The sequence below is a fragment of the Eubacterium callanderi genome (genome assembly GCF_900142645.1).
GTDB lineage: Bacteria > Bacillota > Clostridia > Eubacteriales > Eubacteriaceae > Eubacterium > Eubacterium callanderi.
This window is the reverse complement of the sequence record NZ_FRBP01000014.1, coordinates 116,941-131,377: the sequence shown is the minus strand read 5'-3', so window position 1 is coordinate 131,377 and position 14,437 is coordinate 116,941. Positions and strand designations below refer to the sequence as shown.

At 46.3% G+C, this 14,437-nt stretch carries 13 protein-coding genes and 1 riboswitch; of the genes, 10 read left to right on the top strand and 3 right to left on the bottom strand.

All coding sequences use genetic code 11. The features are described 5' to 3' along the window. Positions 1–14 precede the first annotated feature (14 nt). The 6 genes from BUC22_RS17945 to BUC22_RS17920 all read left to right on the top strand — a co-directional run bounded on the left by BUC22_RS17945 (position 15) and on the right by BUC22_RS17920 (position 5,453). A complete protein-coding gene (locus tag BUC22_RS17945; protein WP_013382612.1) occupies positions 15–1,406 on the top strand; it encodes an MATE family efflux transporter in 1,392 nt (463 codons plus the stop codon). A 35-nt stretch (positions 1,407–1,441) separates the two neighbouring features. After that, positions 1,442–1,603: riboswitch (cobalamin riboswitch) on the top strand. Positions 1,604–2,007: 404 nt separating this feature from the next. Further along, positions 2,008–2,727 carry a LytR/AlgR family response regulator transcription factor gene (locus BUC22_RS17940; protein WP_041689954.1) on the top strand — a complete coding sequence of 240 codons (720 nt, stop codon included), beginning with the start codon at positions 2,008–2,010 and terminating at the stop codon, positions 2,725–2,727. 35 nt (positions 2,728–2,762) lie between these two features. After that, positions 2,763–4,058 carry a sensor histidine kinase gene (locus BUC22_RS17935; RefSeq protein WP_013382610.1) on the top strand — a complete coding sequence of 432 codons (1,296 nt, stop codon included), beginning with the start codon at positions 2,763–2,765 and terminating at the stop codon, positions 4,056–4,058. Positions 4,059–4,217: 159 nt separating this feature from the next. Further along, on the top strand, positions 4,218–4,367 hold the full coding sequence (locus tag BUC22_RS21340) for a cyclic lactone autoinducer peptide (protein ID WP_013382609.1): 150 nt from the start codon (positions 4,218–4,220) through the stop codon (positions 4,365–4,367). Then, complete coding sequence (locus tag BUC22_RS17925; protein WP_013382608.1) at positions 4,367–4,942, top strand: accessory gene regulator ArgB-like protein; 576 nt, start codon at positions 4,367–4,369, stop codon at positions 4,940–4,942. Before BUC22_RS21340 ends, BUC22_RS17925 begins: the two co-directional genes overlap by 1 nt. Then, positions 4,932–5,453, top strand: a complete 522-nt coding sequence (locus BUC22_RS17920; RefSeq protein ID WP_013382607.1) for a hypothetical protein — start codon at positions 4,932–4,934, stop codon at positions 5,451–5,453. The genes BUC22_RS17925 and BUC22_RS17920 overlap by 11 nt, the downstream gene beginning before the upstream one ends. Positions 5,454–5,489: 36 nt before the next feature. On the opposite strand, the gene BUC22_RS17915 is transcribed toward BUC22_RS17920, so the two are convergent. Then, positions 5,490–5,828 carry a helix-turn-helix domain-containing protein gene (locus BUC22_RS17915; RefSeq protein WP_013382606.1) on the bottom strand — a complete coding sequence of 113 codons (339 nt, stop codon included), beginning with the start codon at positions 5,826–5,828 and terminating at the stop codon, positions 5,490–5,492. A gap of 378 nt (positions 5,829–6,206) precedes the next feature. Between BUC22_RS17915 and BUC22_RS17910 the strand changes: the two genes are divergently transcribed. From BUC22_RS17910 to BUC22_RS17895, 4 genes are all read left to right on the top strand, one after another. Beyond that, positions 6,207–7,091 (top strand): LysR family transcriptional regulator, encoded by an 885-nt coding sequence (locus tag BUC22_RS17910; RefSeq protein ID WP_013382605.1) that lies wholly within the window; start codon positions 6,207–6,209, stop codon positions 7,089–7,091. Between the two features lie 97 nt (positions 7,092–7,188). Further along, complete coding sequence (locus BUC22_RS17905) at positions 7,189–8,157, top strand: DMT family transporter (RefSeq protein WP_073383332.1); 969 nt, start codon at positions 7,189–7,191, stop codon at positions 8,155–8,157. A gap of 189 nt (positions 8,158–8,346) precedes the next feature. Beyond that, positions 8,347–8,913, top strand: a complete 567-nt coding sequence (ahpC, locus tag BUC22_RS17900) for an alkyl hydroperoxide reductase subunit C (protein ID WP_013382603.1) — start codon at positions 8,347–8,349, stop codon at positions 8,911–8,913. A gap of 16 nt (positions 8,914–8,929) precedes the next feature. Then, positions 8,930–10,597, top strand: coding sequence for an FAD-dependent oxidoreductase (locus BUC22_RS17895; protein WP_013382602.1), 1,668 nt, complete (start codon positions 8,930–8,932; stop codon positions 10,595–10,597). Between the two features lie 187 nt (positions 10,598–10,784). On the opposite strand, the gene BUC22_RS17890 is transcribed toward BUC22_RS17895, so the two are convergent. Together BUC22_RS17890 and BUC22_RS17885 are read right to left on the bottom strand one after the other, a co-directional pair. Beyond that, positions 10,785–12,620, bottom strand: a complete 1,836-nt coding sequence (locus tag BUC22_RS17890; protein WP_013382600.1) for an ABC transporter ATP-binding protein — start codon at positions 12,618–12,620, stop codon at positions 10,785–10,787. Continuing rightward, on the bottom strand, positions 12,613–14,376 hold the full coding sequence (locus tag BUC22_RS17885) for an ABC transporter ATP-binding protein (RefSeq protein WP_013382599.1): 1,764 nt from the start codon (positions 14,374–14,376) through the stop codon (positions 12,613–12,615). The genes BUC22_RS17890 and BUC22_RS17885 overlap by 8 nt, the downstream gene beginning before the upstream one ends. Between the last annotated feature and the right edge of the window lie 61 nt (positions 14,377–14,437).

Sequence of the window (14,437 nt, the reverse complement as noted above, 5' to 3'; positions counted from 1 at the left end):
TTAAGGAAAGCATTATGGAAGAAACCCGTGAAATCCCGTTAAAAGGCCAGATGACCGAGGGGAAGATAGGCCGGCAGCTGCTGCTGTTCGCCCTGCCCCTCATGTTCTCAAACCTCTGCCAGCAGCTATACAACACCGTAGATGCTGTGATCGTCGGCCGTTTTGTGGGCGCAAATGCCCTGGCCGCCGTGGGCGCGAGCAGCCTGCTCATCACCTTCATGATCTATTTTTTCATCGGCCTGTCCATCGGGGCCAGCGTGCTGATTTCACAGTTTTTCGGCAGCCGGAAATACGACAAGGTGCAGGAGGCTGTGCACACCGCCGTGGCCCTGAGCCTGGCGGCCGGCCTTGCGCTCACCGTTCTGGGCTTGACCCTTGCGCCGGCCATGCTGCGGATGATGAACATCCCAGAGGCCGGGCTTGCCTACGCCGTGCCCTATATCCGCATCTATTTTCTGGGCATGATCCCCATGACTTTGTACAACATTGGCAGCGGGATTCTGCGCGCGGTGGGCGATTCCAAAACCCCGCTGGCCTGCCTGGTGGTCACCGTTGTGCTGAACATCGGGCTCGACCTGCTCTTTGTGGGGCCGCTTGGCATGGGCGTGGCCGGCGCGGCACTGGCCACAGCCTTTTCGCAGCTGGCCGCCGCTGTGCTGATTGTCATTATCCTGCTGAGGGCTGATCCCATCTACCGGCTCCGGCTGGCCAAAATCCGGTTTCACGCACAGGTGTTCAGGGATATCGTGCGAATTGGCCTGCCCGCTGGACTGCAGTCTGTGCTGGTCTGCTTTTCCAACGTAGTGGTCCAGTCCCAGATTAATACCTTTGGGCTGGAGGTCATGGCCGGGTTTACCGCCTATATGAAAATTGACGGATTTCTCTTTATGCCCATTGACGCCTTCTGCCTGGCGATTTCTAACTTTGTAGGGCAGAACATGGGCGCTGGACGCTGGGAGAGGGTGGTAAAGGGCAAAAACGTCTGCCTGCTTTTGTGCGTGGGCGTGACCATCGGCCTGGGCGCAGCCATTATCCTGAACGCCTGTCTGATTCTGGGCATGTTTACCTCGGACGAAACAGTGGTTTTAAACGGTATGCGCCAGCTTTACACCGTGGTGCCCCTTTATGGTATTTACGCTGCGGATCAGGTGTTTGTGGGCGTGCTGCGGGGTGCCGGGGCCACGGTAATCCCTATGATCATCACGCTTTTGTGCATGTGCGGCCTGCGGCTGGGCTGGATTTTTACCACCCTGCGGTTTGTCCACGACGCGCGCATGATCTACATCAGCTATCCGCTGACCTGGATTGTGACAGGGGCGGTACTGGTGCTCTATTATTATAAAGGCAGCTGGCGGCCAGAGAAGGCAGGCTTTAAAAATCGTAAATATTTAAAAAGAAGTTGTTGACAAAGCCGCTCAAAGGGCGTATGATGAAGTTAATTAAATATTGAATGATCCTATGTAGTGGGAAAAGGGTGAGAATCCCTTGCTGTAATCGCAGCTGTAATGCAAAATGCTTTCTGAAAAGCCACTGTCAACGATGATGGGAAGGCGGAAAGATGATATTGCTGAGCCAGAAGACCGACATAGTGATTGGTTCTTAAAAGACTCCGATTTAGAGTGCTTAAGAAACGAAACAAAAACCCTTACCATCCAGATTATACTGTGTTCGTTCATCCCTCTCTGAATCCGAGAGGGATTTTTTATGGAATTTAAGGACGGTCACCTTATCATTCGTATTTAATTAAATCTCATAATGCCTGTTCCATCAGACAGGCGTCATTAAATCCTCTTTTCAGTCAGCGAGGCTGAAAAACCCCTCCCTTTTTTGAGAAGCTCCAAACGCCGGGGCTTCTTTTTTTGAAAAAAATCTTGAAATCTTCGTTTTTATAGAGTATTTTTATGGTATAAAATTATTAAGGGGAAATAATCTTCACGATGGCTTTGTATAGGGTGCGGGAAGAAAATATGGTATAATGAAAGAAATACTGGAAAGGCAGTGGATGGGATGATTAGAATTGGGATTTGTGACGACAATGCTTTGATTGCAGAAAAGCTGGAGGCGCTCATTATCAGATATGGTGAGGAACACAATATTGATGTGGAGACATACGTCTATCATGACGGCAGTGAAGTGCTTGAAGACCGTATCCAGTTTGATATCCTTTTTCTTGACGTGGAGATGCCGGAAACCGATGGGATTGATACGGCCAAGCAGATCCGCAAGTGGGACGCCCGGGTCAAGATTATCTTTATCACCAGCTACACTCACTACATGCGCAACGCCTTTGCTGTGCACGCGTTTGAATACCTGGTCAAGCCCTTTAACACGGCTAAGGTAAACATGGTGCTGACCGAGGTGTTTGATTTTATTGAAAAGGAAAACAAGAGCCATGACATCTCTCTGGTGATGGGCGGCGAGCTGAAGGTTTTTGCCAGCAATGACATTTATTATTTTGAGCGTGTGCGGCGGAAGATTAAAATGAGCACCACCCAGGGCGATTTTGAATTTAACGGCGTTCTGAGTGAGATCATGGAAAAGGTTAAGGACTTTGACTTTGAATACTGCCACAAGAGCGTGATCGTGAACCTGTTTCACTGTAAGCGTATTGCGGGCGCCGACCTGTATCTGGACAACGGCGAAACCCTGCCCATCGCCCAGAAACGGGCCGTGGAATTTAAGGCGCGGCTGTTTGATTATATTGAAGAGAATTTTAAGCTGTTGTAGAGGATTGGCTAGAAGGATAAGTTTAGGGGAAGAGTATGGATAAGTGGATTTATGCGTTGGATATGGTTATGTCGTATGGTGTGTCAGGATATGTTTTATTTAAATTTATGTCTGGACTATTTAAACCTAAATACGAAAAGAAAAGATATGTTGTTGCGTATTTGACTTTTGTAACTTTAGCAATTTTCTTTAATTGGTTAGGGATCGCTATTTTAAAAAGTTTATATGGTATTTTATCTATTGTATTTATTGGAACAACATTATTTAAATCTAATTCAAAAGGAAAAGTTTTTGGAGCTTGTGTTTTATTTTTTCTATATATGGTGATCATTGACGCTTTATCCGTATTAACATTTGCAGTATTTACAAACAATACAATTGAATCAGTTCGTGAGAATCCTTTATTATTGTTGACTGCAGGGACGGGAAATCAAATTATATTATTGTGCTTTTATAAACCTCTTTTAACGGTTATGAAAAAACATAAATTTGATGCAGTTTCAATACAACAAAATCTTTTTTTAGGAATTTTAGCATTATTTGAGGTTATGCAGCTAATTTTTACTATGAGTATTGTTGAGGGTATTTTCAATAGAACGATTTTAACAATATTAAATTTAGGATTTCTTGGATTAGATATCTATTTAATATATATTTTTGAAGCTATATCTCAGAAATATGCTTTGGAGAAAGAAGTTGAACTTCGTGATCAGCAAATGGCAATGCAGAATAATTACTATCATGTAATAGAAACCCAGTACGATAGGTCCAGAAGATTAATTCATGATATGAGAAACCATATGCAGACTTTAGAAGAGCTATATAGTATTGGAAATACAAAAGAAGCTGATGATTATGCAAAAACAATTTTAAGTTCAATGGACAGAATGGGAAGTAGATTTAAATGTACGAATAGAGTACTTAATATTATAATGAATGATAAAATATTAAAATGTGATGAAAAAAACATAAAACTAGAAACTGAAATAGAAGATATAGATTTAGACTTTATAGAGCCTTTTGATATTACTACGATTTTTTCGAATTTATTAGACAATGCAATTGAAGCATGTGAAACGCTTGAAGATTCCCAAAAAATAATAAGTATAAAGCTCTATCATTATAAGAATTTTATTGTTGTGAAGATATCAAATAGGTTTGGGGAATCATTAATATGGGATAATAATAAAAACTTGATATCTACAAAAAGTGGGAATCATATGGGACTAGGATTAAAGAATGTCAAATTTACTGTAGAAAAATACGATGGAAATATTGAATTCAAAAAGAATAAAGATAATTTTGAAGCCAAGGTGTTATTTTCACTCTAGATATTACATCAGACATGTAATATCTGACTTAAGACATCTATTGTTATAGAAAAGACATACAGAATGCCTGTTTATGCACTTGATATTGAAGAATATACGGATAATGACGTAAAATGAATATATCAGCTGATATATTCATATGAAATATGAGGTGTTATAATGAAAAAAACTTGTTTAAAAGATAAACTTTTAAAAGGTATGGCAAAAACAGCACGCCAGGAAGCAGTGAAAAATGCAAACACGGCATGTTGGGTTTACCATCATCAGGATAAACTTCCCGAAAAAGTAAAGGATTTGCGTAAATTTTAATGATTGGACGAAGTGCAAGATGGATGGTTAACCGTCTTGTAGTAAACCGGATCATTAATATTGAAGATATAGAGATTTACCAATTTGGTTTGGAATCAACATTGTTAAAGGCACTTCATTATGTTTCAATGTTAATAATAGGATTTTGCCTGAACATGTTGTTAGAGACACTTGCATTCCAAATTGTTTATGCGGCTATCCGCGCCTATGCCGGCGGTTACCACGCCGATACACGCGGGGTCTGCTATCTGCTGTCATGGATCACAATACTTTCTGTTTTACTCATTGCCCGGTTCTGCCCGGCGGGGACGGTTGCGGTGGTTACCGCGGCGCTTACGCTGTCCGCTTTTCCGGTGATCTACAAATGGGCGCCGGTCGAAAACAGCGCAAAGCCGCTGGACGACGCGGAGTGCACCCACTACCGGAAACAGGCGAGGAGAATACTGGTGGTTATCAGTGCCTGCGCGCTGCTTGCCGGACTGGCCTTTAACAGCCGGTTTGGTCTGGTCGCCGCGGAATGCCTGGGCCTTGAGGCGCTGATGATGCTGCTGGGGTTGTGGAAAAATGGGCGTTAAGCCAAGGTATACAAGAGAACAGCAGAATGTGATTCAGGAAGCGATGGAATGTGGTTTCGATGTGTCGCCGTATATTACGGAGGCCTTTACACCAGAGCAGATACGGGAAATTTTCTGGGGATTGATGACCGGTGTGGATGTGACCTTTTATAACGATCCTGAGTATTCAAACTGCCAGATGTGGCAAATACGGGAAGGGCTTACAGGAAAGGTAGATGTATCGGTCTATGCGGACAAAAATCTGGATTGGAAAAAGATGTACCTGATCCGGATGGGTTTAGAGGAAGGGCTTGACGTATCGGAGTATGTGCGGCAGGGCATGGGCCCGGAGCAGATCCGGGCGATTTTGCAGGGATACCGTACCGATATTGATTATACGCTTTATGCGAAGCCCTGGTACACAGCTGGCGAAATGCGGGAAATCGGCTCAAAACTGATCCGGGAAGCGGTTCGGAGCAGAGCGGAGGAGACGCCGGGCGCTGGCAGTATGTTTAAGAGTGTAAAAAAATAACAGGTGCCCAACTGCAATTTGGACACCCGCATTTTTTTATTCTACTGGGTCATGGCTGAGTAAAAACAGAGTCAGAATTTCTTCTGCGTATTTTCCTTTTTCTGCTGGACAGCGTTCCAAAAGCTCCAGCAGTGCTGCGTACTTCGTCCCCATGTATTCTTTGGGGCCGTAGAGAATTGCGTCGGCGGACATTTTCAAAACGTCACAGAAACGATTCAGGCTTTTTAGAGAAAAGCCCTTAGTCCCCAGTTCTATATCGGCAAGGAAGGTTGGTGTGATACCGATTTTTCTTGCCAATTCATCACGGGACATGTTCAGAAATGTTCTTTGTTTACGAATACGAAGGCCAATCGCCTTATGATCTAGCTCTTGCATACAATTCCCCCTAAAAATAGTATTTACGCTTTTAGCTGTTGACTCTATACCATTGTGATATAAGCCGGCGGTTTATTTAAAAACCAGACACTTTTGCGCATTTTTTATAGGACCACAGTAGACTTCTTAATTATATCCGCTTTTACAGGTAATTTCAAGTCTCTGTAAGAAAACTGAAAGGAACCGGAAAAAAGTCCGGCATTCTCTCCCAAAGACAGGCGCAGGGGGATTTTTTTGTTTGTCTAAAATATTTTAAGTTGAAAAAAATTCGTACTTTCAGGCAGATTAATCGTGACAAAAAGTCGAAAAGTGGGCAGGTTGCATAAAATTCAAAATGTGATATAATGAAACGGATTAACGGAAAAAGGACGTATTTTTATGAATGTAAATTTTGAACATTACAAGGTCTTTTACTACGTAGCGCGCCATGGCACCATTACACAGGCGGCCCAGGCGCTGTATATCTCACAGCCGGCAGTGAGCAAATCGATCCATCTGCTGGAAAAGGAGCTGTCGTGCGAGCTTTTTCACCGGAATCAGAAGGGAATGACCCTGACGCCGGAGGGCGAAATGCTGTACGGCCATGTGGCGAAGGCCTATGAGCAGCTGGCCCTGGGCGAAAAGAAGCTCTGGGAAATGCTGAACCTGAACAATGGGGTGGTGCGCCTGGGTACCAGCGACATGATCGCCCGCTTTTTCCTGCTGCCTTATCTTGAAAAATTCCATAGCCTGTACCCGGATATCCGTATCAATATGCAGAGCGGCACTACGCCGGGCACGCGCATCGCTCTGAAGGAGGAGCGTATTGAGGTAGGGGTGGTATCCTCACCGGTGGCAGCCTCGGACGATATTGAGATTCACCCGATCCGGGAGATACAGGATGTTTTTGTGGCAGGGCTGGACTACGCGCCGCTTGCCGAGAAGGTGCTGAGCTTTGAGGAGATCATGGCACACCCCATTATCTGTACAGAGCGCAACACGGCCAGCCGTCATTATCTCGACTCGTTTTTCCTCAAGCATAAGATGCGGCTGGAACCGGCTTTTGAGCTGGGCACCATGGAGTTGATCATGCCCTACGCAGAAAGAAACCTGGGCATTGGCATCGCGGTGCGCGATGTGGCACAGGAGCGTCTGGAGCAGGGGAGCCTGATCGAGATCCGGTCCAGAATTGAGATACCAAAGCGGCAGATCTGTGTGATCAAGCGGAAAAAGGGCGGTATCTCGAAGGCTGCGGAGGCTTTTCTGGACATTATTTTACCATAACAAATGGTTATAAAGCGTATAAGAATATTTCATTTTACTTATGGTAATGAGAGGGGTAAAATCGTTACTGTACGAAAAATGAAAGGAAGATTTGATTTTGAAAAAAGGCTATTTATATATTGTCATTGCGACGCTGTTTTTCAGTTCGATGGAGATCGCCCTCAAAAGTGTTTCAGGCCAATTTAACGCTGTACAGATGAACCTGACCCGTTTTTTGATCGGCGGTCTTGTTTTAATTCCCTTTGCGCTCAGGACGCTTAAGAAGAAAAAGGAACATCTGGATAAAAAAAGTCTGCTGCACTTTGCGGGGCTGGGCTTTCTAGGGGTTGTGGTCAGCATGACCTTTTACCAGCTGGCCGTGGAAAACGCCAACGCCTCGGTGGTGGCGGTACTGTTTTCCAGCAATCCGGTGTTTGTGCTGTTTTTCTCGGGTGTTATCCTGCACGAGGTGATCAAGAAAAACCATGTGGCGGCCATTGTGCTTGAAATCATCGGAATCCTGGTGATTGTCAACCCTCTGCACACCTCCCTCAACATCGCGGGGGTAGTCATGGCGATTCTGGCCGCAGTGGCTTTTGCCCTGTACTCGGTCTTTTCCAAGAAGCAGTGTAACCGCTACGGCGGCGTGGTGGTGACTTGCGGGAGCTTTCTGTTCGCCAGCCTGGAAATGCTGCTGCTCATCGGCCTCAGCCATGTGGGCCCGGTGGCGGATATGCTGAGCGGCAACGGCCTTGCCTTATTTGCCAATATTCCGCTGTTTACGGGTTATACGGCGTCCAATGTCCTCACGATGCTTTATATCTGCATCGGTGTGACTGGCGGCGGTTATGCCTTTTATTTCATGGCCATTGAGGAAACCTCAGCCAGTACGGCGTCGCTGGTGTTCTTCTTTAAACCGGTGCTGTCGCCCATCCTGGCAGTGCTGATCCTGCACGAAGCGGTGCCGTTCAATATGGTGATTGGTGTGATGCTGATTCTGGCCGGCTCTATCGCGAACCTGCTGCCAGCGTTTGCGCGCAGAAAAGAAAAACCTGTATCCCTGAGCGCGGAACAGGGCCGCTTTTAGCCTGTTTTATAAAATCTGAGTGTTGAAGCCACAGAGAATCCCTCAAAATCTCTGTGGCTTTTTTTTGTTAAAAATTTGTTTTTAATTTAGAATTATTCTTGACAAGCCTCTTTTATCGTGTTAAGATACACTCATCAAACAGTTAGAAATAACTAACAAAAATAAATATTATTGAAAAGAGGTATCAACATGAAAAATTTAATTGGCAAAGAATTGATCGATTTTGAAGTACAGGCATATCATGAAGGTGATTTTAAAACCGTCACAAAGGAAGATGTCCTGGGAAAATGGGGCGTGTTTTTCTTTTACCCGGCAGATTTTACCTTTGTATGCCCGACAGAGCTGGCGGACGTAGCGGACAATTATGAGGAGTTCAAAAAAATCGGCTGTGAAATTTATTCGGTTTCTGAAGATACCCATTTTGTACATAAAGCCTGGGCGGACACCACCGACACCATTAAGGGCCTTCCGTACCCGATGTTAGGCGATCCGGCAGGCGTGCTGGCAAAATTCTTCGGTGTGCTGGTCAAAGAAGAAGGCCAGGCGCTGCGCGGTACCTTTGTGGTGGACCCGGACGGCGTTATCAAGGTTTACGAAATCCATGACATGGGCATCGGCCGTAACGCTGAGGAGCTGCTGCGCAAGGTGCAGGCCGCTCAGTTTGTAAGAGAACACGGCGACCAGGTCTGCCCTGCTAAATGGAAGCCAGGCGAAGACACACTGACACCAAGCTTAGATTTAGTCGGAAAGCTGTAAGAAGCAGGAGGGCGCCATGGATAAGATTTATGACTTGATTATTATCGGCGGCGGTTCCGCCGGACTCTCGGCTGGTATCTATGCCGCCCGGGCCATGCTCGATACGCTGATCATTGAGAAAAACCAGCCGGGCGGCCAGGCTGTGAATACCGCAGAGGTCGTCAACTATCCCGGTATCCGCCGCACCACCGGCCCTAAGCTTATGGATGAAATGCACAGGCACGCCATGGATTTCGGCGCGGAATTTACTGTAGCCGAGATCGAGGGTGTAGACCTTGAGGGTGAAGTGAAGGCGCTGCACACCAGCCGCGGCACCTACAGAAGCCGCGCGGTCATCATCGCCACAGGCGCCTCCCCGCGCAAGATCGGTTTTGCTGGTGAGAAGGAATATACCGGCCGCGGCATTGCCTACTGTGCGACCTGTGACGGCGAGTTTTTCAGCGGACTTGACATCTTTGTTCTGGGCGGCGGCTTTGCTGCGGCCGAGGAGGCTGTGTTCCTGACCCGCTATGGAAGAAGCGTGACCATCGTGGTGCGTGAGGATGATTTTACCTGCGCCCAGATGGTGGCGGACAAGGTAAAAGAGCATCCTGGCATTGAGGTGTGGTACAACACTGAGGTGAAGGAGGTTTCCGGTGACGATTTTCTGAAAAAGGCTGAATTTTTCAATAACAAAACCGGCGCGACCTTTACTTACGAGAGTAAGGACGGCAAGCCCTTTGGCATGTTTGTGTTTGCGGGCTATGAACCGGCCACCCAGATTTTTAAGGGCCGGGTGGACGTCGATGCTGAGGGCTATATCCCCACAAACGACCGCATGGAAACCAATGTTCCCGGCGTCTACGCCGCGGGCGACCTGAGGCCAAAGGAGCTGCGCCAGATTGTCACGGCAGTGGCCGACGGCGCCATTGCAGCCACCGCGGCGGAAAAATACGTGGCGGCTGAGCGGGAACGCCTGGGCCTGGCAGCGCCTGAGCCAAAGGCAGCCAAAACACCAGCAGCACCAGAGCCGGAAGCAGAAGCGCCCCAAGGCATGGAAGACGGCTTTATCCCGGCAGCCATGAAGGGACAGCTCAGGGAAATCTTCCAAAAGCTCGAGCGCACCGCCCGGGTGGTGACCATCATCGACCCGGCTGTGCCAAAGACTCTTGAGATGCAGGGTTTCTTAGAGGAAGTGGCAGCCCTTAACGACCATATCCAGGTGGAAGCTTATAAAAAAGGTGAGAAGCCTGAGCTGGAAGCCGCCATGCACCTTGACAACCTGCCGGTTGCGGCCCTGTTTGATCCAGAGGGCCAGTATTCCGGCGTCAAATTTACCGGTATCCCCGGCGGCCATGAAATGAATTCCTTTGTTCTGGCGGTTTATAACTTTGCCGGACCGGGCCAGGCAGTGGATGAGGCGCTTGCCAAGCGGATTGCGGCCATCGACCATCCTGTCAATGCCCAGATCTGTATCTCCCTGTCCTGTCATTTCTGCCCGGATGTGGTAGCGGCCTGCCAGCGCATCGCGCTGCTGAACCCGAACATACAGGCGGAAATGATCGACACAGCCCTTTTTCCAAAGCTCAAGGAAGAATACAAGCTCATGAGCGTGCCTGCCATGATCCTCAACAAACGGGATGTGGTCTTTGGCGCAAAGAAAATGAGCGAAATTGTGGAAATATTTGAAAATCTAAAAAACTAAATTATTAAATCCTCCGTAAAAGGCGGCAATTGGATAATGCTTGTTTTGATCCAATTCCCCAAAAAAGCACGGCCCAGAGAAAACAGACTTTTTATGTCATGATAAATTTTTCCAGGGCTGTGCTTTTTTATTTTTGCTTTTCAAGGAATCTTTATAGGGACAGCCCTAATTGAAAGGGTCCGGCCTTTTAAGCGACTTCAAACTGGCTGTTGTAAAGCTCGGCGTAAAAACCGTTTTTTTCAATTAATTCGGTATGACTGCCGCTTTCAATAATATCACCGTCTTTGAGCACTAGGATGATGTCTGCGTTTTTGATGGTGGAAAGGCGATGGGCGATGACAAAGGAGGTGCGGCCTTCCATAAGCTTGTCCATCGCATTTTGAATCATCACTTCTGTCCGGGTGTCAATGGAACTTGTCGCTTCATCTAAAATGAGCATGGGTGCGTTATCAATCATGGTGCGGGCAATGGTTATCTGCTGCCGCTGGCCCGCTGAAAGATTAACCTTATCGTTCAGGACTGTATCATACCCATTGGGAAGGGTACGGATGAAGTGGTGCAAGCCCACCAACGCACAGGCCTTTTTGAGATCTTCGTCGGATACGTTTTGCTTGTTGTAAACAATGTTTTCCCGAATGGTGCCTTCAAAAAGCCAGGTGTCTTGCAAGACCATACAGAAAAGAGAGTGCACCTGAGCTCTTGTCATTTGCCGGATTGGAACGCCGTCAATCAAAATATCACCGCTGTTGATCTCATTAAAACGCATGAGTAAATTGACAAGGGTTGTTTTTCCTGATCCGGTTGGACCGACAATGGCAATTTTTTGTCCGGGTTTGGCGATGGCGGAAAAGTTATTGATAACCATTTTATCGGTCCCTTCGTAGCTGAATTTGACATTTTTAAATTCGACATGGCCCTTTACATTCTGCAGTGGCGCTTTTTTATTTTTTTCATCAGCCATCTCCTCTGCATCCAAGAATTCAAAGACGCGTTCACCAGAGGCAACCGCCATCTGTAAGCCTTGAGCCAATTGGGCGATTTGTGTGAGGGGCTGGGTGAAATAGCGCACATAGACCAAGAACGCGACAATCACGCCAAAAGAGATTTGTCCGCTTATCACTAAAGACGCACCGACAACGATGACAGCAACATAACTGATGTTGTCTACAAAGGTCATGATAGGCATCATCAGGCCAGAAAGAAATTGGGCCATATAGGTACTTTTATTTAGTTTTTTGTTTAGGCCTTTGAAGGGTTCAAACATCTGCTGCTCGCCGTTATAGGCCTTTACAATAAGGTGGCCCGTGTAGGTTTCTTCGATATGGCCGTTAATAAGCCCCAAATATTTTTGCTGGTTGTCAAAATGTTTTTGAGATTTACTCATAATGATCATCATAGTGATAAATCCAAGGACGACAGAGGCAATTGCCGCAAGAGTCATGGTCCAGTTTGTGATAAACATCATGATGAGAGAGCCCGTGAGCATGGTGATGGACGTTACAAGGGTGGTCAAACTGTTATTTAAATTCTGCCCCAGTGAATCGACATCGTTTGTGATGCGGGAAAGAATGTCGCCGGTGGTGTTTTTATGATAAAACCACATGGGCAGACGGTTGATTTTTCTACTGATATCAATTCGCATTTTTTGAGATATCTTCTGGGTGACGGTGGCCATGATCCATCCCTGTAAGGTATTTAAGAGCGCACTCGTTAAGTACAATACAATTAAAAGAATCCCAATTTTAACAATGCCAGGCATATCGATGATGGTCGGGATACCTTCAGTAATCAGATTGGTTAAAACTTTGAGTTTACCAGGGCCTACCAGGGCAATGATAGTCCCTGCAACAGCGGCTATAACTGCAATGATGATACCCGGCAGGTATTTTTTTGAATAAGTCAACAGCATTTTTATTGTTTTTTTCGTATCTTTTGCTTTTGCAACAGATCCGCTCATGCCGGAAAAATCGGAGAGGTCCGTGTTTTCGGCCTTCTGGTTTTTATTGTATTGCGCATTATTCATTTTCCAGTTCCTCCTTTGAGAGTTGAGAATAGGCAATTTCTTTGTATAAATCGCATTTTTTGATCAATTCGCGGTGTGTGCCCATCCCGGCAATCCGGCCTTCATCTAAAACAATAATTTTATCGGCATCCTTAATAGTTCCGATGCGCTGAGCCACAATGATAATGGTGGCGTCTGTGGCATGATGTCTCAGTTCGCCTCGCAGCAACTTATCGGTTTTATAGTCAAGGGCTGAGAAACTATCGTCAAATATCAAAATTTCGGGCTTTCTTGCAATGGCCCGGGCGATGGAAAGCCGCTGCTTTTGTCCGCCGGAAAGATTGGTGCCGCCGGGCGCCACATAGCTTTGATAGGAATCTTCCATGGCTTCCACAAAGTCTGTGCTTTGGGCGGTTGAAATGGCAGAGGTAACGGCCTCATGACTTACCCCGCCGTTTCCGTTTGAACCAAAGGACACATTGGAGGAAATATCCCCTTTAAAAAGAATGGCCTTCTGTGAAACGTACCCGATTTTATTGCGCAAAGCCGCCTGGGTAAAATCCTTGACATTGATGCCGTCCACATAAACGCCGCCTTCTGTAACATCATAAAACCTTGGAATGAGGTTGATAACCGTACTCTTGCCACAGCCTGTGGAGCCGATAAAGGCGATGGTTTCGCCCTTGCTTGCCCGAAAGCTGATGTTTTGCAGAACATAATCCTCCGCGTTTGGATATTTAAAGCTAACGTTTTTAAATTCTACCTCGCCGGGCGTAGCGGTGCGTGTATGGCTGATGATTCCATCCTGAATGGCCGGATTGGTATCTAGGACTTCGCAAATGCGGTCTGCGGATACGCTGGCGCCGGGAATCAGGATTAAAACAACACCAAGCAGCATGAAGGCCATGAGCAGTTGAATGGCATAAGAGGAAAATACCATCATGTCTGAAAACAAGGGAACCCTTTCCGACACAGCGGAGGATGCAATGAGCGCAGCGCCAATCCAGTATACCGATAAGGTTAAACCATTCATGATCAGCTCAACTGAAGGCATCAGTGCGGCCATTAGTCGGTTGGAAAATAAGTTGGTATGGGTAAAAGCAGAATTGGCTTTTTCAAATTTATCTTCTTGATACTGCTCCGCGTTGTAGGCACGGACAACCCGAAGGCCGGTTAGGTTTTCTCTTGAAACACGGCTCAAATCGTCGGTCTGCTTCTGAAGCAGTTTGAATTTTGGGATCGCCAGAGAAATGATTATTGAAGATACAATAATCAGTATCGCAACTGCAATACCTGTCGCGGCTGACCACTGCCAGCTTTTGCCCATGATTTTTACAATGGCCCATAGAGCTAAAATTGGTGATTTAATCAGGATTTGCAGCCCGATTACCATCAGCATTTGAACCTGTGTAATGTCGTTTGTCGTTCGTGTAATTAAACTGGAAATGGAAAAATTATTAATTTCCTGCATTGTGAACGACTGTACCTTATTAAACAGGCCTGCTCTCAATCTTGAAGAAAGATTGGCTGCGATTCGCGCGGCGAGCCCGGTGATAACAACGGAAACCGCAACGCTTGCCAGGGTGAGCAGCAGCATCCGGATGCCGGCGAATAAAATCGCCTGCATTCCGCTGCCGGGCGTCTGAACAAGTTCGGTGATTTTCCCCATAAATTCCGGTAATGTTAAATCAATCCATACTTGAAAAACAATCAGGACAAGAACGATGGCAACCAGCCCCCACTCTTTTGTGGTAAGATTTTTTAGTATTTTTATCAAGTTTATACCTCCATTCAAATATAAAAAGCCAATGAAATTTATTCACATTTCATTGGCTCTG

Coding starts and splice junctions, on each gene's coding strand:
- BUC22_RS17935 (WP_013382610.1), top strand. CDS start 2,763: ATGGATAAGTGGATTTATGCGTTGGATATGGTTATGTCGTATGGTGTG.
- BUC22_RS21340 (WP_013382609.1), top strand. CDS start 4,218: ATGAAAAAAACTTGTTTAAAAGATAAACTTTTAAAAGGTATGGCAAAA.
- BUC22_RS17920 (WP_013382607.1), top strand. CDS start 4,932: ATGGGCGTTAAGCCAAGGTATACAAGAGAACAGCAGAATGTGATTCAG.
- BUC22_RS17945 (WP_013382612.1), top strand. CDS start 15: ATGGAAGAAACCCGTGAAATCCCGTTAAAAGGCCAGATGACCGAGGGG.
- BUC22_RS17910 (WP_013382605.1), top strand. CDS start 6,207: ATGAATGTAAATTTTGAACATTACAAGGTCTTTTACTACGTAGCGCGC.
- BUC22_RS17940 (WP_041689954.1), top strand. CDS start 2,008: ATGATTAGAATTGGGATTTGTGACGACAATGCTTTGATTGCAGAAAAG.
- BUC22_RS17925 (WP_013382608.1), top strand. CDS start 4,367: ATGATTGGACGAAGTGCAAGATGGATGGTTAACCGTCTTGTAGTAAAC.
- BUC22_RS17915 (WP_013382606.1), bottom strand. CDS start 5,828: ATGCAAGAGCTAGATCATAAGGCGATTGGCCTTCGTATTCGTAAACAA.
- ahpC (WP_013382603.1), top strand. CDS start 8,347: ATGAAAAATTTAATTGGCAAAGAATTGATCGATTTTGAAGTACAGGCA.
- BUC22_RS17895 (WP_013382602.1), top strand. CDS start 8,930: ATGGATAAGATTTATGACTTGATTATTATCGGCGGCGGTTCCGCCGGA.
- BUC22_RS17890 (WP_013382600.1), bottom strand. CDS start 12,620: ATGAATAATGCGCAATACAATAAAAACCAGAAGGCCGAAAACACGGAC.